This is a genomic window from Bacillus sp. AFS017336, from assembly GCF_002555445.1.
Lineage (GTDB): Bacteria > Bacillota > Bacilli > Bacillales > Bacillaceae_G > Gottfriedia.
This window is the reverse complement of record NZ_NUCO01000024.1, coordinates 243569-262833: the sequence shown is the minus strand read 5'-3', so window position 1 is coordinate 262833 and position 19265 is coordinate 243569. Positions and strand designations below refer to the sequence as shown.

Below are 19265 nucleotides of genomic sequence, written 5' to 3'. Positions count from 1 at the left end.
GAATTACTTAATGCAAAACTCTTGGGTGCAGCATCTCCAAAACCAGTTAAAAAGTATTAAGGAAGCACTATAGAGTCTATTAGAACTGATTTAGAATTACAATAATGTGAAATGGCCTGTTCTCTAATTGAGGACAGGTTACTTTTTTTATTACGTTCAGATTCTAAACTATTTTAAGTGAATGCCTATAAATGAATTAATAAATAGCATTTTCCATCAAAAGGGAAGATGCTTTTTTGTAAATAGAATAGTTCGATTTTTCTGAAGGTATAAGATTTTCTTATTTTAATATCAATATTTCTAATTTTATTCGAAAATTCTGATTATGTATACTTAGAATAGCAAATGGGGAAGGAGCTCGAATAGGGTCGAATTCTGATAGATTATGAGTTTCTTTAATTGTAGAAGGGACGATCTTGAAATGGACCCAATTGAATTCTATCAAAATAATATATAGTTTGCAGGAGGACTGGAGAAATGGGGAAGAAGTACTTACAGAAAAAAATAGTAAAAAATGCGACTGCACTAACTTTAGGGGTAGGTTTAATCTCTAGCAGTTTTCACCCTTTAAATTTTAATTTATCATCAAAAGTAAAAGCGGCAACTGTTAATACAAATGCAGAAACGATTTTAACTAATTTAACTGCAGCTCAAAGACAAGCATTAAATCAGGTATCTAAAAATGATCAATCAGGTCTATTTGTAAGTCCAGATGTCAACTTAGATAGTAATGAAAATGTGTCAGTAATTGTTCAATTCAATCAAAAGCCTCATAAAGTAGCGGTACTTGAAGCTGCATTAAAGGGAAATAGCTTATCTGATAGTGAGGCTAAAAGCTTAGTAGATACTGACCATGCTATATTTGATAAAGATTTAAAGAATTTATCAAGTGAAGATAATAAAAAATATAAAGTTAGTCATGAATATAAAAATACATTTAATGGTGTTTCAATTACGATACCTTCAAATAAAATTAAGTCACTTTTAAAGTCAAAAGCAGTTAAAGCGATCTATAGTAATTCAGTTGTAAAGGCTGAACAACCTGTAGCAGAGGCAGCTCCTTCGAAGGAAGCAAGTGGCAAAGGTATGGCTGAGGAAAATGAATTTTTAAACATAAATAAATTACATGAAGAAGGCTATACAGGTAAGGGCATAAAGGTTGCTGTACTTGATACAGGGGTTGACTATAATCATCCTGATATTTCACCTGCTTATAAAGGCTATCGAGCACAAGCAGGAGTTGATCCTAAAACGATTAATCCAAATTCTGTAAAAGGTTGGGACTTTGTTGATAACGACGCTGATCCAATGGAAACTACATATGCGGATTGGGTAAAAGCTGGAAAACCAAATCCAACTAACAATGGTTCTGATTATTATACAGAACATGGAACACATGTATCCGGAACAATAATTGGACAAGGTAAAAATGATAGTGAATATGCAACAAATGGTATTGCGCCAGATGCAGATCTATATGTATACCGCGTTTTAGGTCCTGGTGGAAGTGGAACGACAGATGATATCGTTGCAGGAATCGAAAAGGCAGTAACGGATGGCGCAGACGTTATGAACCTATCACTTGGTGCAAATTATAATGATCCGTTAACTCCAGAAGCAATTGCGATCAATAATGCTGTCTTAAGTGGTGTAACTGCCGTTGTTGCAGCTGGAAATTCAGGGAGCGGTATGTATACTGTGGGCAATCCAGGAAATGCACCTTTAGCTCTAACAGTCGGGGCAAGTGATGTTCCAAGTGAAATTGCTACGATGAAAGCAACAGTAGGTAATCAATCTTCAGATTTACGATTAATAGCGTCTGGTTTTGATAGTGATTTAAATACGTTTTTATCACCTAGCCAATCACTTCAAATCATTAACGTTGGTTTAGGAACTTCATCAAATTATTCCGGTGCAAGTTCACGCATTGATGGAAAAATTGCTTTGATTCAGCGAGGTTCTAATACGATTAACGATAAAATCTTACAAGCTAAAAATCGTGGTGCTGCTGGCGTTATTATTTACAACAACAATGCAGCAGAAGGCCATCTACCTTTTAACTTAGGTGAGAGTACAGATTTTATTCCTTCATTCTCAATGACGAATGCAGATGGTGTAGCTTTAGCGCAAAATATTCCAGTTAACTCAACAAGTACAATTACATTTAGTGACTTAGGAAAGGTAACATTACCTGGCGATAACTTAGCAGATTTTAGTTCTCGCGGACCATCACGAGTAACATATGACATTAAACCAGAAGTTACAGCACCTGGTGTAAATGTATTATCAACTATACCAGGATTCGTTCACAACCATGATAATCCATCAGATTATAAATATGCTTATGAAAGAATGTCAGGTACATCAATGGCAACACCAAATGTTGCGGGAATCTCTGCATTACTTTTACAAGCAAAGCCTGATTTACAACCAGAAGATGTAAAAGCAATCTTAATGAATACAGCTGATCCTTTAAGTAAACCTTATAGCGTATTCGAAGTCGGTGCAGGACGAGTTGATCCGTACAATGCGATTCACTCAAATTTTGAAATTAAAGTAGAAGAAAAATTCCCTACAATTATTAACAATAAAGAAAAATTAGTCAAAGAAAATTCAGGAGCGATTAGTTTCGGAAATGAAGCTTTTGAAGGAAAAGATATAGTAGATACTCGCTCGGTTACGTTGTTTAATAAAGGAGAAAAAGCCAAAACATTTAATGTGAGCGTAAAATTTAATACGAATTTACGTGGTTCAAAAGATGCTGATGCAAATGGTGTCACACTTCAAACAGATTCAACGATTACTTTAAAAGGAATTTCTCATAAGAAAACAAATGTAACGTTATCAATACCCAAAGAAGCTGAAAAAGGGATTTATGAAGGTTATATCATTTATACGAACAAAGATAATCCATCGGAAAGTTATAAAGTACCGTTTGGTGTTCACTATGTAGAGCCTGGATTTGATAGCTTTACACTATATAAACGCTCAGTTCCAGCATCTGTTAGACAAAGCAGTCAAAAATGGAATCGCGGAGATGCAGCTTATATGAGCTTAAAATCACATATGAAAACAATTACCGCGGTCATTTCTGATCCAAAAACAGGTAAAGATCTAGGGGTAATTGGTACATTTGATGGAACAACAATGGACGAAGGTGTACAATATGCGATGAATTACTTCTACAGTGGATATTACTTCCCATTTACGAATGATCCAAATAACCCAATTGGATTAAGAGTAGATCAATTGGTATTCCCAAAAGCTGGCCAATACCAATTTAAACTAATAGGGCAAGATGATAATGGAAAAACTTATACAGCTACACAAGACTTCTTTGTTGATGATACAAACCCTAATTTCGATGTACATGTCGATGGCGAAGTACCTGGAAAGGAAGTTGTTGAATTTAAAGACGGACAAACTACTGTCGGCGTAACTGGACATATTTCAGATGATAATGTTCAAGTAAAACAAGCAGCTGGAATGAATACTGATCAAACACAAAATCAAATTTACTATACTTACAACGCTTGGTTACCAAATGGAATAATGACACTAGATAAAGACGGAAATGCATCAGATGAAATTGCGATGCTGTCTAACGGTATTTTGGGTGTTAAGTTCGAAGGGATGGATGAAGCAACAAATGGTGGTGGTCAAAAGCAATATTACTTTGTAAATGAGCATACACCTTATGTTTCAGTTGAGCCGAATCATGCAACGATTCATAATGGTACGATCGTAAAACCAGGTGATACATTTACTATGACTTTAAATGCTAACAACGTAAGCAATCTAATGAAAGCAAACTATAAGTTTTCTGATGCACCGGCTACAAAAATTACAAATATTGCATTAAATCCTGAAGCTAAAAAGTTAGGTGCTTCATTAGATGTTAATCAAACTACTTCAGGAAGTACAATTTCATCCGATGTGAATGTGAACTTTAATGGAACTTCAGGAGTAAATGGTGATATACCGATGCTAGACTTAACGATTCAAATTCCAGAAACAGTAGTACCAAGCCAAAATAGCACTTGGGACTGGACTGGCGTAAAATCAACATTTACAGATGTAAGTAATGTAACATCTAACCCATTTTCAGTTGTATCCTCTATCGGTGTCTTAAATAATCAATCAGAATTCAAAGGCACTATTGGAGGAGAAGGACTATTAAAAGCGAATGGTCAATTTGATTATACAAAAGATTTCTCTTTATCTTCTCCAACAATTACGATTGTTGATCATAATGGAAAAGCAGTAAAAACAAACGTCGTAAATAAAAATGGACAGTTTGATATTTTAGGAATTAAACCATCTAAAGAAGATTATACACTTATACAGGATATTCCTGGACACTTTACTACTTATAAGAACTTTAATATTTATGAGAATAGTATTGGTTCGATTGAAGGGGGACCATACGGAGTTTTCTTTAACTTAGGTTCAGATTTGGTAGCGACAGCAACTGCTGGAGATGTTAACAAAGATGATGTAATTGATGTAATGGACGCATTGGCAATCCAAACATATTGGGGAACAAATAAGCGTAGTGCAGATATTAACTTCGATGGTATTGTCGATGCAAAAGACCTAGCATTTGTTGAAAAGAATTACTTAATGCAAAATCCTTGGGTAGCAGCACCACCAAAAGCAGTTAAAAAGTATAAAGGTGCTACTTTAGAATCAATTAAGAGTGAATTAGGATTACAATAATATTTTGAGATTTTATTTTCACAATTGTTGGCCTGTTCTCGAAGCTTGAGAACAGGTCTTTTTAATTATATTTGTAAAATATCAAATATAGAAAAAACGTTTGTAGTATACTAATAACGTTAGTAGAAGGAGAAGAATATGAATATCGAAAAATTAGAATACCTTGTTGAAGTTGCAAAAACAGGTTCCTTCTCGATTGCTTCACAAAATCTTTATGTGAGTCAGTCCGCTATTAGTCAATCGATTGTCAGTATCGAAAAGAAATTAGGGGTAAAATTGTTCGAGAGATCTCGCGGTAATAGCGCTATTCTTACGAGCGAAGGAGAAGAAATAGTTGCGACTGTAAAAGAACTATTTATAAAATATCAAGAACTAATCGAAAAAGCACAAATCATTAATAATAACGTGAATGGTAAGCTGAAAATATCTACCACACCAGGCTTTTTTGCAGTGCTTTTAAAACCAATTTCTTCTATTAGAGATGACTATCCTAAAATCAATATCGAGATTTTCCAAAAGCCAGGACAAGATATTATTGAAGATATTTTGGAAGAGCGAAGTGATATCGGTGTTTTACCATTTATTAAGCATTTACTAGAAAATAATGATCGCCTAGTTTATCACAACCTATTTGAAGCAAAAATGAAATTAATGGTAAATAGAAATTCCCCACTAGCAGAAGAGGCTTTTGTTACACCACAACAAATTTTAAACGAAACACTGATTACTTACGATGGGGAATTCATTCATTTGTTTAAAAAACTTTTCTATAGACAGTTTGGTGCAATGAAGGAGTTATTTACAACTACTAATACTGATACTTTGAAAAAAGCGATCGAAGAAAACTTAGGAGTGTCATTTGTTCCTGCATTTAATGGAGTTAATTATAATTTGAGCGATGATGTGATATTACTGGATATTATTGATTACGATGCTGTAAATCTTCAATATGTATGGATCATGTCGAGTAAAAAACATTGTTCAAGGATGATTAAAGATTATATATCGAAATTAAAGGAAGAATTAAATTCATGATATGGAAAAAAGAACCATCCAATAAGNNCTTATTGGATGGTTCTTTTTAATAGCAAATAAGACTTTCCTTTTTTATTTCATTTTTGAATTTAAGAAATTTGAAATTTGATCAATATCTCTTTTTGTAAGGATAGGATCGATGGTAATGACAGGATGGACAATTTCCCCCTCAAGCAGAAAATCAGAAATAATAAATTCAATGTTTAGTTCATTAATTTTCTCTGATTCAAATTCACCAAGGTTTGGTGGAATAAAATCAATTTGATGACTAAAAGCTTTATTTAATTTCGTTTCTATATAACGATGCGCGCCTGGACCATTACTTGTTAATAACAAAACTTTCTTCTTTGAGAATGCAGAGTTTATTAAGGAAGACTGTACATTTAAGGTTAGTTTAGCAATTTTATCTTTTGTCATATCAGGGTATGAATATGTTTTAGTCCAGATTTGTAAAGCATCTTTTACTTGATTGAATAACTCTGGATAATGTTTTATTACATAACGATCTAGCGAATAGGATGGTTCCTTTTTATCAATTAAATGGATTATTGTATATCTTTTATATTGAGCTTGAAGCGTATAAAGAAATTCTTCGTCTTCATTTAAAGGAATTCCGATTTTTTCTTCTAGTAATTCAACTAAGTAATAAAGTTTTTTATAATTTGTGTCTTTAGAACTTCTGTATAAGGAAAGAAATTCGTTTTTGTCTATTTCTTCAAAAGCATAATAAGGTAGTGTGGAAATTAATAAAGTAAAGGCAACTCGTTCATTCACCGAAATATGTTTTCGATATAAATGCTCTAGCTTCTCACAAATTTCATTAGAGATTTGGTAAAAATCAGAGGCTAAAATTATTGTAATATTTTGATCAGTTAAATCTAATTTAGCTTCTTTATCAATCCTATAAAGCATTGTTCCAAGTAAATAAACGAAACTTCTAGTTGTTGAAGGATATAAAAATAATTTGTACTTTTTTGTAGTCGTAGTAACAATTTCTTCTATCTCTTTATACGAAAAGTCTTCAAGTGGCCAATTTTGATTCGAATGAGCAAATAAGGCATTTAGGATATCTCTACATAAAAGTCGTATTTCTAATTCTCTTCCAACGATTTCAAGCGGTCCGCGTTTTAATTTCAAATGATAAGATTCCAATAATTCCTCAACTCGATCAAGTATTGAATAGACAGCTGGTTGCTGTGTAAATAGTGCATTTGCAAGCTCAGCGATACTTTTAATTTGTTTAAATTGAATGAGCATAATAGCTTGAAATTTCAATGAATTTTTTACAAAAAGTGAACGGATTTGATTAATTGATGAAGAAATTGGTTTATTTATATAAATTCCTTTCCCTTTGATTGTTTCAATTTGCCATCCTTTTGGTAAGTTCGAGTTAATTGTCTGTAAATCATTTCGGATTGTCTTTTCGGTACATAATAACTCACTTGCCAGTTCCTCTGTTTTAAACCACTTATCTTGCTTACTTAAAATATCAATTATTTGTAATTTACGCTTAGTTGATTTATCCATTTCAAATCCTCATAAACTTTGAGCTTTTATTTTTATTATTGCTTTTAATGCTCTGTCTTAATTCAATGAAGAACAGCTTTTCATAAGATAACTGTGAATTTTTTATGAAAGTAAGTTATTATTTTTACCGAAATCAAAGGTAAAAAACATCATGGGAATCACTTTGCTACAACGATATAATGACATCGTTGAACAACAAAAATAAATTTTAAGGGGTAAAGTGATAATGAAATTTACTAAAATCGCACTTGTTATTGTAATTGGAATGACATCATTAGTTGGAGCAGCTCACTCAACTTTTGCGGAAGGACCATCTGTAGGTAATTCAAAAGCAGCTATAACATTTGTTGCTGGCTCAGGTCCAGTTACACCGGTAGATCCTACAAATCCAACTGAACCTTTAGTACCATCGGGTCCTACTGATCCAACTGATCCTCCTACAGGAAATGCAGGTTCATTAACATTAGATTATGTTTCATCAGTTGAATTCGGTTCAAATGAAATTTCAAATAGAACAGAAGAATATTCGTCTAAATCTAAAAAGCCATTTATTCAAGTAACAGATCGTCGCGGTACAGGAGATGGATGGTCGGTAATTGCTAAGGCAAGTAAATTTACTAATGGAATCACAGATTCATTACCAGGAGCAGTTATAACGTTTAAAAACGGTTCTACAGTTTCTATAAGCAATGGTACTTCGCCTGAAGTAAATAATACAATCACCTTAAATACAGATGGAATCACAACAGCGTCAGTTGTTTCAGCAAAATCTGGTACAGGCTTAGGGACATGGGTAACTAGGTGGCTTGGTCCAAGCCCAGAAGAAAATGATGGAAGCTTAAACGATAATGTCACTTTAACAATTCCGGCCGGCTCAGCAACAGTCGGTAGTCATGAGGCAACAATTACTTGGACATTAACGGATGCTCCAGGTTTATAATAGATAAGTTTTCAAACAACAAAATGTAGAGACTTTTTATTAAGTGAACGGATTATGTATAAGTAAATTTTACTAAAAAAGTATAGGTGAACTGTAAATAATAGAAAGTCTCTAATTTTAAGGAGGAATATTAAAAATGGATATTAAACGTCAAAAATTACTGTTAATTTTTTCAGCAATTTTACTGACTCTTGCGTTTATCCCTTTATCTGTAAAGGCTGAAAATGATATCGATTTTTCAGTAAGAGCTAGTATTCCAACTAATCAAATTGATCATTTGAAATCCTACTTTGATTTGAAAATGACTCCAGAACAACATCAGGATCTTAAAATCGAAGTGTTTAATAATAGTAAAAAGGAAGAAACAATCGAAGCGAATATTACTTTTGCTACAACAAATGATAATGGTCTTATTGATTATTCAGAAACAGATCGCAATAAAGCAGATAAAACCTTAATTTATCCATTGACTGAACTTGTAAAAGAGACTCATAAAGAAGTTGTGATTCCATCTGGCAAATCAAAGGTAGTTTCATTTTCAATTACAATGCCTAAAGATGAATATAATGGAGTTATTGTAGGAGCAGTACACTTTAAGAAAAAAGCAGAAGAAGCAAAAACAGACTCTGCAGATAAAAGCATTCAAATAAAGAATGAATATGCATATGTAGTTGGAATTAAATTGACTGAAAATACAAAGGAAGTTAATCCGGATTTACACTTGCTAGAAATTAAACCTAAATTAGTGAATTATCATACATCAATTGCTGCGACTATTCAAAATAGTGAAGCCTCAATTGTGAAGGATATGAGTATTGATGCAAAAATTTATAAAGAAGGTACAAGCAAAATCTTATATAGCTCAAAAAAAGCTGAGATGAGTATGGCACCTAATTCAAATTTTGATTATGCAATTGATTTAAATAATAACCCCATTGAACCTGGAACTTATCGATTAAAGATGAAAGCGATTATTGGAACTCAAGTTTGGGAATGGGATGAATTATTTACAATTGGCAAAGAAGCAAAGGAAATGAACAATAAGGCTGTTGAAATCAAGCAAAACAATTATTGGATTTATATCGGAGGTGGAGTACTACTTTTAATTGGATTGATTACTTTAATTATTTTCAAAAAAAGAAAAAAGGAAAAAGTACAATCGGAAAATCCAGAATGAGTTTGAAAGGGTGAAAGTAATGATCCGTTGCCTAAAGAAATTAATTTTAGTCTCCTTCATAACAGTTGTATTTTCTAATCAACTTAGCCTAGTTACACTTGCTGAAGACAACGGAATTGACGCGTCTGACATTACTTCAAATGAGTTAACAGAAAATGATGCCCAAACTCCTACAGATGAATCTTCTGAGAAGGATACTTCAAGTGAATCTGAAACACGAGCTTCAGCTGTCGATGTTTCAACTTTTGCTCAATTTAGAGATGCAATTCGGAATGTAAATATAACAGAAATAAATATTATGGATGATATTACAGATGCTCCAGCAGGATATGAAATCCTAGTACAAGGACATGATATTAAAATTTATGGTAATAATCATAAAATTGATTTAAATACAAGCTGGATTCGTCTTCAAAACATCACAAATGCAACACAGTATAATTTTTCAGTTGAAGATGCAACTTTAGTTAATAGAACAGTATTTGCTTTTGTTCAAACATATTTTAACGATTATAGAAGTGAATTTTGGTCACTTTCTTTTAAAAACATTACGACGAATCCGGAAATGGAACGATTAGCTGCTGCTTCTAGAAGTAACTTTACATTCGATGGAACGAATAAAGTTTATACAAGAGCAGAAAATGTTTACACAGGCGGAATGACATTTTTGCCTAATTCAACATATGAAGGTTTTATTAGTTTTTACGACTATTCAATTATTTGGTTTCAAGATGGAGTTAGTTCAACAGGAATAACTAGCCATCAATTTAATGTAAAAGAAGGTGCTACTGTTAAATTAAGAAGTACAACTAATGGTGCCACTTATCCAGGGATTTTTCAGTATTATGATTCGATTAATATAGCACCTGGAGGAGTATTAGATGTAGAAAAACAAGGCGTTTCAGTTGCATTCCATCAAGATAAATCGTCATTAAACATTGAAAAAGGAGCAACGTTTAAAGCCTCAAGTTTAAGTACAGGAAGTAATGTCATCGGAATTGATGCAAGACGATATTTAGCTAAAGATATTTTGATTAATGTAAAAGAAGGCGGAAACTTTTTTGTAGTTGGTAATAGTACTTCACCGATTATAAATTTAACAACTACTGGATCAAAATTATTATTATCAAAACCAGCTTTGTACGATATTCGAAATAATAATAATCTACCTAGTAATAACGGCTATGCGGTACAACTTGGAACAGGTGCTACGTTTGAAATCGCCAATTCAGAAGTAAATGCATGGACAAAAGGAACGAATTTAGATAGTACTCCATCATATAGCTGGGATTATGCAAGTTTAACTACTGATTCAAGTGGCATACCGATATCTGCAAGTGATCCTACTATTGAAACAAATTATAAAGGTAAAACTTTTTCCAGAATCTCTGGAACAAATATGAATCCAGTTATTACATTAAATGAACTGACGAACGCTGATAAGAAGCTATCAGGTAAAGTTACTTTGGCTGGTATTACAGCAGGGGATGGACAAGTTAGCTTGAAAGTTTCGAATAATGAAGATGATAAAATATGGAATGTTACAACGAATTCAAATGGTGAGTTTGTTATTAATTTAGATAAATTTTATAAAGAAGATACGGTATTTACAGCCGTAGTTCTTAAAGAAAATGTTCCAATCGATGAAACTCAAATTTCAGTTATAGTAAAAGACGTTACTCCTCCTACTCCTGTAACGATCAATAATCCAGTTACTGTTACTAGTCAAAAAATAAGTGGATTAAGTGATGAACCTGGAGCAAAAGTAACAGCTACACTGAATGGTCGTGAATTAGAATTATTGGAAGAAATAAAAGTCGATCCAGATGGTAAATGGGAAATTCCTTTAAATAGTCCACTTGAAGAAGGCGATATGATACAAGTCTTTTTAACAGACAGGAATAATAATAAGAACCCGGAAACCGATACAGTTTATCATGATGCAACATTTAAAGCAGCAACAAAAACAACAGTTACAAAGCCAGAAATTCCAATTTTAAAATTTGATAAAATCCCAAATACGATTAATTTTAAGACGACTTCAATTACTAGTTCGGAAACTTATGTTTTAAGAACTGATACTAGCTTAGGAATGTCGGTATTTGATTCAAGAGGATCTGGTAGCGAATGGACGATTAGAGCATCGATTGACGAACCGTTAACATCTACGTCTAATCCTAATCATAAAATGATAAATGCTTTAGTTTTTGTCGATCGTTTAGGCATTTCAACTCCTTTAAATAATAATGAGTTATTAGTTTTCCAACAAACTACTGGTGACGATCAAATTACGCATGTGGATTGGACAGATAATAGAGGGATATTAGTAAAAACAGATTTTAGTGATGTATATACAGAGAATTACGCGACAACAATAAATTGGACTCTTACAGATGCTCCATAAAAAACTCTATATTTAATATCAACCACTCTATAAAAGTGGTTTTTTATTTTGAAATTTGTATAGTGAAATAACGTAAAAAGTATATTAGGAAAATAAAAAAAGGCTCATTTCTTTATTGAAATGTTACCTTTTTTTATCAATATGAAGTAATTTCAGATCTCAAAAAGTTGATAAATTGTTTTTCAACTTTTGATAAAATCTTCTTTTTTGAAGTAATGACGCCAAGAGTTGAGTTTACATGTTCGTAATTTATGATATCGACTTCAACGAGTTCACCATTCAATATATAAGGATGATTTTTTATTGAAAAATTTGGTCCCCATGTAATAGCACTACCATTTAATATAGCCCTTAGTAATTCCTCAGTATGATTGGAAGAAAATAAAATCGTTAATTCTCCGATGTTACGTTGGAAGTTATGTGTAAACCATCTAATATAATCACCGTTATATAGAACGAATTTCTGCTGAAGTAATTCTTCTGGTGTTATTTTTTTTGAAATTGCAAAAGGCGAGTCTTTTTTTACATATGCTTTCATTTTACCATCTATTAATTCTTCGCAATTAAACTCCTCTAACTCTTTTGTAATCCCTTCATAAAAACAGATAATCCCAATATCCACTTGATTTTTTTTTACGATTTCAATTGTACGCTCAGTAGTGCTTTCTAAAATGTCTATATGTAAATTCAAATGTTGATCTTTAAATTCTACTAATGGTGTCAATAAGTAATTAACAAATGCTGGCACCATTGAAACTCTAAGTTCACTGATTTGGGTATCTAAACTTTTTTGAGCTATTGCTTTTATTTCTGTGTATTTTAAGAGGATTTCTTGTGATTTTCCCACAATTTTTGCCCCATCTACTGTTAAACTAGCGCCTAATCTAGAGCGATTGAAGATTTTGATTCCTAGCTCTTCCTCTATTTTAGTGATTGCTTGACTTATACCGGATTGACTTACATGAAGATTTTCTGCAGCGATTGAAATCGACCCTGTTTTAGCCACTTCCACTAAAATCTCTAGTTTTTCTAAATGCATTAACGTGACCACCTTTATCCTTTCGTACAACGAAAAGAACTTTTCTGAAATAGTAATTTTGTTTCTTTTTTTACTTCACAATTCGTGAAGTTATCTTTAAAAAATGTAAATTTACTTAATCATTTTGCAATTATAGAATTGGTTTTAATAAATAGTATTCTTCTAAAGTTTTAATCAAGTACATGAGAATTATAAAAATAATATTAATGTTGAACTAAATCGTTCAATTTTTCAAGCGCTTTCTTAAATTTAGAAAAATTTCTCAATCTACGATGCTTTATTGTTCAATTTGATCGTTGTCTAAAATAGGGAGGCTAAACATGTTAGTTGGGGAAATTATCAAGTATTATCGAGAGAAAAAAGGGATCAGTCAATCTAAATTGGGTGAAGGTATTTGTGGTAAAGCGTATATTAGTAGGTTTGAAAGTGGAAAAGTTACATTATCTCCTGAAATTATATACAAATTAGCCAATAAATTAGAAATTGATATTAATAAAGAAATTGAATCTTTATATCTTATTGAAAAGCACTTGAATGATTGGAATCAGGCAATCATAATGCAAAGGACAGCACAAATTGAAGGCATTAAATTGGAATTAGAACAAAACCCGTTTATTATGGCCTCTAAACAAGCTGCAAACTATATGCTTTTAACGGGGAGATATTATCTTCACAAAAATATGTTTAAAGAAGCAAAAAGCATAATTGAAAACGTGGAAAAAGAGTTTCCGACCTTATCAAATTATGAAAAAAACCTTCTTCTCCACATTAAAGGAATGTATTGTATTAGCACTTTTAGAACAATTGAATGTGAAGAATGTCAAACTGCAGTGAAACTTTTAAAGCAAATTAACTTAGCGGAATATAATAATGAAGAATATTACTATCACTTAGCTCTTGCGTATCACCATGCAAATGCAAAAGTATCTGCATTTACATATGCCGAGAAAGCACTGCAATTTTTTAATAAAACATATAATCATGTGAATGCTATGAATGCTCAAATCTTAATGCTAATGCAATTCGATAGTGAAAGAGATATTGATTTTTTAGAGTTAGTCGAAAGTTATAAGAATCTGATTCATAATTGTGTGATTTTAGGTGCCCAAGAAAGTAAAATAAATATTTTATATAATCTAGGAGAAGAGTTTTACAAAAAAGGGAAATATGATCAAGCTGTTAGTTATTTTGAAGAAGCATTTTTACTAACTGATAAATCGTCAATAAAATATTTAAGGCGATTGTATCATTTTACTGAAGCGTGTTTAGATGGAAAGTTATTAAAAAAAGAAATCATTTTAGAAAAAATAGACGCAGGTACGAAATTAGCAAAGAAACAATGCCAAATCTATTTTAATCTTTATAAACTATTAGGATTGAAGTGTAAAAAAAATCTAAGTCAATATTATCAATTTTTAGCTGAAGTAGTTGTTCCACAGATCATTGCAACAAATAATACTTCATTTTTTGAGCAATATGGAAAGATTTTATATAATCACCATGTCGAGCAAAAGGAATATGAAAAAGCGATTGAAGTAGACAAAAGTTTTAAATTGATGCATCAAGTATTGAATTAAAAGTCTATAGATAACGAGTACTCGTTGTCTATGGACTTTTTTTGTTCGAAGAAAATGATATTTATAAGAAAATTTTAAAATTTATAAGAAATGTTTATAAACATTAGCCGAGAAATTTGTCGAAATACGCTATTTTTATCCAATAAACCCTTTGATAAAGGTGAGTTATAACCCGATTGATAAAAGAGTGAAAATTCTCAATAATGAAGTTAAATAAATAGACAAATTACTTGTTTATTTTTTGGGAAATATCCCAGAGTTTTGTCAAAGAAAGTGTAATTTTGTACTTCAATGTAGAAATCTACCTTGTCGTAAATTGTCTAGGAGGAAGAGTAATGGGGAAAAAGACAGAGAAAAAGTTTTTAAAAAGTTTTACTGTTTTAGCATTAACATCAAGCTTTATACTGGGCTCACTTGGACAAGTAACCAATAGTACTAAAGCAGCAAGTCCAAGGAATGTTGAAGATATTCTTGCAAATTTAACTTCAGAGCAAAGAGCAGCGCTAGAACAGCTTTCAACTAATGAGGAATCAGGTCTTCAAATTTCTTCAGATATTAATTTAAACTCCACAGACCAAACAAGTGTCATTGTAGAGTTTGCAAATAAACCGGCTAAAGTTGCTCAAATTGAAGCGAGTGTAGAGGGGAAAGCATTAACAACAACAGAAGCTGCAAAACTAGTAGATCAAGATCATCAGACATTTGCTGAAGATATTGGTCAAGTATTAGATAGTGGCAAAGCTAAAAAAGTAGATTATACGATTAAGCGTTCATATAAAAATGCCTTTAATGGTGTGTCTATGAGTCTACCAGCAAACCAAATTAAAAACCTATTAAAATCAAAAGCTGTTAAAACAGTTTGGAGTAACCAAACTTTTTCAATTGATCCTCCTAAGGAAAATGATCAATTAAAAGCTGATGAATCAAATGTTGGCAACTATACACCTTATGATGCTTTAGATCGATTACATGCGGAAGGCTTTACTGGAAAAGGAATTAAAATAGGAATTCTAGATACAGGAATTGACTACAACCACCCAGATTTGAAAGATGCATATAAAGGTGGATACGATTTCGTAAACAATGACAATGATCCGATGGAAACAACGTATGCTGATTGGAAAAAATCAGGTCAGTCGGAATTTATTAGTGGCAGTGCATATTATACTGAGCACGGTACACATGTAGCTGGAATTATTGGTGGTCGTGGTAAAGGCAATAGTGAATATAAAACTGTTGGTGCTGCACCAGAATCAGATATTTATTCTTACAAAGTACTTGGACCATATGGCAGTGGAACAACTGATGCGATTCTTGCTGGAATTGACCGAGCTGTGAAAGACGGTATGAATGTCATTAATATGTCACTAGGAGCAACTTTAAATGACCCACTTTATGCAACTTCTATTGCGGTAAACAACGCAGTTTTAAGTGGGGTGACTACTGTTATCGCGGCAGGAAATAGTGGGGATCAAATGTATACTGTTGGTGCACCTGGAGCTGCGGCGTTAGCTTTAACTGTAGGAGCGTCATCTATTGCACTTGATATTTATCAATATGCAGGTGTGCAAGATGGAAAAAACTATTCTTTAAGACAATTAGCAAGAAATTATAAAGATGATTTAACTACATTAAAAGGTAAAACATATCAGCTTGTTGATGTAGGTTTAGCCAACGCAGCCGACTTTAAAGGAAAAGACTTAACTGGTAAGATCGCATTTATTAAACGTGGAACGATTGCATTAATTGATAAAATCAAAGCTGCAAAAGCGGCTGGCGCAGCTGGCGTTTTAATGTATAACGATGAAACGAATAAAGCGGAAGGTGCAATACAATCATTCCTTGGTGAATCAGTTGACGCGATTCCTGCATTTTCAGTTTCAAATGATGAAGGTAATACAATTTTAGCAGCAATTCAAGCTGGGAAAACTGACTTTACATTTGGGGATTATACAAAACTAAAAACAGCTTCTGATGAATTAGCGTCATTCAGTTCTAGAGGCCCAACTCGAGTGAACTATGATATCAAACCAGAAGTTACTGCACCTGGTGTGTCAATTCTTTCGACTGTACCATTCTATGTAAACGATAAAACAGTTGATGGATCAAAGCCAGAAGACTACAAATATGCTTATGAGCGCTTATCAGGTACTTCAATGGCGACACCATATGTAGCTGGTGTATCTGCATTGCTACTGCAATCAAATAAAGACTTAAAACCAGAAGATATTAAATCAATCTTAATGAACACAGCAGATCCATTATCAAAAGCTTATAGTGTATTTGAAGAAGGTAGCGGCCGAGTAGATGCTTATGAAGCAATCCATTCAAATGTGGAACTTGAAGTAGTTGATAAAACACCAACAATCATTAATGGAAAACAACAATCAATTCAAGAATTAACAGGTGGAATGAGCTTTGGTTCATTTGGATTTGATGACCAAGATATCGCTGATTTACGCACAGTTACATTAAAAAACCGTAGTGAGAAAGCAAAAACATTCAACGTAGATGTGAAATTCCAAACTGGATTAAGAGGTTCTTTAGATGCAGCTAAAAACAATGTAACGCTAACAGGCCCAACATCTGTAAAATTAAATGGAATTAGCCAAAAATCAATTAAATTTAATTTAAACATTCCAAAAACAGCGGATAAAGGAACATATGAAGGTTACATCACTTTCACGAATACGGCGGATCCAACGGAAACATATCAAATTCCATTTGGTGGACGTGTAATAAATGAAGGAATCGATTCAGTTGACGCTTTACCAATGTTTTCACTTGATACAGCATGGCCGGAAAATGCATGGCCTTTTGAATCATTTACATTCTCATTAAAATCGCACATGAAAACACTGGATGTGATTTTACAAGATGCGACTACAGGTGAAGACCTAGGATTAATTGGTTCAATGAGTCCGATTATTTTGAATGAAAATCAAACTTATTATGTTACAAGAGGATTCACTGGAACATATTATCCATTTACTGGCGACTCAAAGAATCCAATTGCCTTTCAACAAGTAACTGCACAACCAGGACACTATAAAATCAAGCTGGTAGGATCAAATGAACAAGGTAAAACATTTACAAAATCATCTGATTTCATTTTTGATCAAGGTGCACCAACTATGACTTCCAGCTTTGATTCATTAGATCAAAAAGTAATTGAATATAATGATAGTCAATTTGATTCAAATGGACAATTCTTATACGACTTTAACATTAATTTGAATGATCCTGAAACTGAGGAAGCAAGTAAACAAGGTTTCCCAGTTGATCAATCAAACAATTCAGTTGTTACGTTCTATAATGGTCCATGGCCAAAAGCCCCAATTTATACAGATAAAAACGGAAATTACACTGATAAACTTGTAGTTAAAAAACAAGCTGCACCTTTACAAGTTCAGTTTTATGGAATGGATTATGCAAGAAACACAATTGGAAATGCATTTAATATGTTAAGAGTTGTCTTTGTCGATCACAATTTACCTTATTACTATTTAAAGGCAAATAAACAAATCGTATCAAATGGAGATACGGTAAATTATAGTGTACGTTCAAATAATGTTAAAAACTTAAAAACATCTAAAATTACAATACCAGTTGATCCTAACATTGCTTCAATTGATAATGTAGTAGTAAATGATGCAGTAAAGCAATATGGCGATGCGCAAGTTTCTGTAGCTGCTGTTCAAACAAATCCGTCTAATACGAACTATACATTTACATTTACTTATTTAGGGGATAAAGTATTACCAGAAGACTTACAGTTATTTAATTTCGACCTTAAAACTGCTAAAAAGTTTACGGATGGTCTTTATGGAGGATCTGCGTTCAATTGGTCTACAATGACAGCCTCTACGACTGATCAATCAGATGTAGTGACTAATAATGTCTACTCTTATATGGAAAGTATTAAATATAAACCAACCTATTCAAGATTAGATGGAACATTACGATTAGAAGGGACAATTGATCCAACAACAGGTCAATCAATTTATGCGATTGATCAAAATGCAATCGGTGCAAAAGTAACAGTTACTTCTTATGATGGAAAAACAAGTGTTAATGCACCGAATTTCAATAAGAGTGGTCAGTATATCATTGAAGGCCTAAAAGCTGACGTAAATCCTTATACGCTAACAGTTGATGTACCAGGTCATTTCACGATGAACAAACAAGTTGTTTTAGCGAACATAGTACGTGGAGAAGTGGTAGGTAAGAGATTAGCGTGGAATTTACCAACCGCTGCAGCAGGTGATGTAAACAAAGACAATGTAATCGATATTCTAGATGCATTAGCAGTACAAACTTACTGGGGCACAAACAAAGCTACTGCAGATTTTAACTTTGATAAAGTAGTAGATAAAAAAGATATGGATTTCATTGTTAAAAACTTTGGATTGAAGAATCCAACTGTATCGAATGCACCGAAAGCGAAAACTGCTTATAAGGGCGTTACATTAGATGATGTATTAACTCAGTTAGGATTACAATAATCATAGAATGAGGAGAAGCTAAATTTTGGCTTCTCTTTTTCTACGGGAAAAAATTGAGAATCTTATTGAATGCGAGTCAACCAGAAATTTTTTTATGTTTTTGACGGATCTAAACAATAAAAAATATAAGAAAAACTTATGAAGATATAAGAAAGTTTATAAACTTCTGATACGAATTGTGTCGAAATATGTAGAAAGAAGCTGTAGATATAGAGAGAATCCACCACATATAACCCGATTGAGTATTTTTAGAATATTTTCAATAATTAGATTAAGGAAGTGATAATGAAGAGCGATGAACGAATAAAAAGACTGCTAGTTTTTTAGATTCATAATTCCTCT

General features: G+C 32.6%; 9 protein-coding genes. 7 read left to right on the top strand and 2 right to left on the bottom strand.

Annotated features, from left to right (window positions below; translation table 11 throughout):
- Positions 1-477: 477 nt before the first annotated feature.
- Entirely contained in the window at positions 478-4719 is a 4242-nt protein-coding gene (locus CN601_RS15485; protein ID WP_098171556.1) for a S8 family serine peptidase, read from the top strand.
- A gap of 138 nt (positions 4720-4857) precedes the next feature.
- Entirely contained in the window at positions 4858-5754 is an 897-nt protein-coding gene (locus CN601_RS15480) for a LysR family transcriptional regulator (protein ID WP_098171555.1), read from the top strand.
- Positions 5755-5826: 72 nt separating this feature from the next.
- Here the strand turns inward: CN601_RS15480 and CN601_RS15475 are convergent, their stop codons facing one another.
- Complete coding sequence (locus CN601_RS15475) at positions 5827-7281, bottom strand: BglG family transcription antiterminator (protein ID WP_098171554.1); 1455 nt, start codon at positions 7279-7281, stop codon at positions 5827-5829.
- Between the two features lie 226 nt (positions 7282-7507).
- Here CN601_RS15475 and CN601_RS15470 point away from each other — a divergent pair, with 226 nt between their 5' ends.
- The 3 genes from CN601_RS15470 to CN601_RS15460 all read left to right on the top strand — a co-directional run bounded on the left by CN601_RS15470 (position 7508) and on the right by CN601_RS15460 (position 11802).
- A complete protein-coding gene (locus tag CN601_RS15470) occupies positions 7508-8221 on the top strand; it encodes a WxL domain-containing protein (protein WP_098171553.1) in 714 nt (237 codons plus the stop codon).
- A 136-nt stretch (positions 8222-8357) separates the two neighbouring features.
- On the top strand, positions 8358-9398 hold the full coding sequence (locus CN601_RS15465; protein WP_098171552.1) for a WxLIP family cell surface protein: 1041 nt from the start codon (positions 8358-8360) through the stop codon (positions 9396-9398).
- A 19-nt stretch (positions 9399-9417) separates the two neighbouring features.
- Positions 9418-11802: a pectate lyase-like adhesive domain-containing protein gene (locus tag CN601_RS15460; protein WP_098171551.1), complete on the top strand. Its 2385-nt coding sequence runs from the start codon at positions 9418-9420 to the stop codon at positions 11800-11802.
- A gap of 136 nt (positions 11803-11938) precedes the next feature.
- On the opposite strand, the gene CN601_RS15455 is transcribed toward CN601_RS15460, so the two are convergent.
- A complete protein-coding gene (locus tag CN601_RS15455; protein ID WP_098171550.1) occupies positions 11939-12841 on the bottom strand; it encodes a LysR family transcriptional regulator in 903 nt (300 codons plus the stop codon).
- A gap of 320 nt (positions 12842-13161) precedes the next feature.
- On the opposite strand from CN601_RS15455, the gene CN601_RS15450 reads away from it, so the two are divergent.
- Both CN601_RS15450 and CN601_RS15445 read left to right on the top strand, forming a co-directional pair.
- Complete coding sequence (locus CN601_RS15450; protein ID WP_098171549.1) at positions 13162-14418, top strand: helix-turn-helix domain-containing protein; 1257 nt, start codon at positions 13162-13164, stop codon at positions 14416-14418.
- A 335-nt stretch (positions 14419-14753) separates the two neighbouring features.
- Positions 14754-18923, top strand: coding sequence for a S8 family serine peptidase (locus CN601_RS15445; RefSeq protein ID WP_098171548.1), 4170 nt, complete (start codon positions 14754-14756; stop codon positions 18921-18923).
- Positions 18924-19265: the final 342 nt, after the last annotated feature.

Excerpts from the sequence above, each read along its gene's own strand:
- CN601_RS15480 (WP_098171555.1), top strand. The coding sequence starts at position 4,858 with ATGAATATCGAAAAATTAGAATACCTTGTTGAAGTTGCAAAAACAGGT.
- CN601_RS15450 (WP_098171549.1), top strand. The coding sequence starts at position 13,162 with ATGTTAGTTGGGGAAATTATCAAGTATTATCGAGAGAAAAAAGGGATC.
- CN601_RS15485 (WP_098171556.1), top strand. The coding sequence starts at position 478 with ATGGGGAAGAAGTACTTACAGAAAAAAATAGTAAAAAATGCGACTGCA.
- CN601_RS15465 (WP_098171552.1), top strand. The coding sequence starts at position 8,358 with ATGGATATTAAACGTCAAAAATTACTGTTAATTTTTTCAGCAATTTTA.
- CN601_RS15475 (WP_098171554.1), bottom strand. The coding sequence starts at position 7,281 with ATGGATAAATCAACTAAGCGTAAATTACAAATAATTGATATTTTAAGT.
- CN601_RS15455 (WP_098171550.1), bottom strand. The coding sequence starts at position 12,841 with ATGCATTTAGAAAAACTAGAGATTTTAGTGGAAGTGGCTAAAACAGGG.
- CN601_RS15470 (WP_098171553.1), top strand. The coding sequence starts at position 7,508 with ATGAAATTTACTAAAATCGCACTTGTTATTGTAATTGGAATGACATCA.
- CN601_RS15460 (WP_098171551.1), top strand. The coding sequence starts at position 9,418 with ATGATCCGTTGCCTAAAGAAATTAATTTTAGTCTCCTTCATAACAGTT.
- CN601_RS15445 (WP_098171548.1), top strand. The coding sequence starts at position 14,754 with ATGGGGAAAAAGACAGAGAAAAAGTTTTTAAAAAGTTTTACTGTTTTA.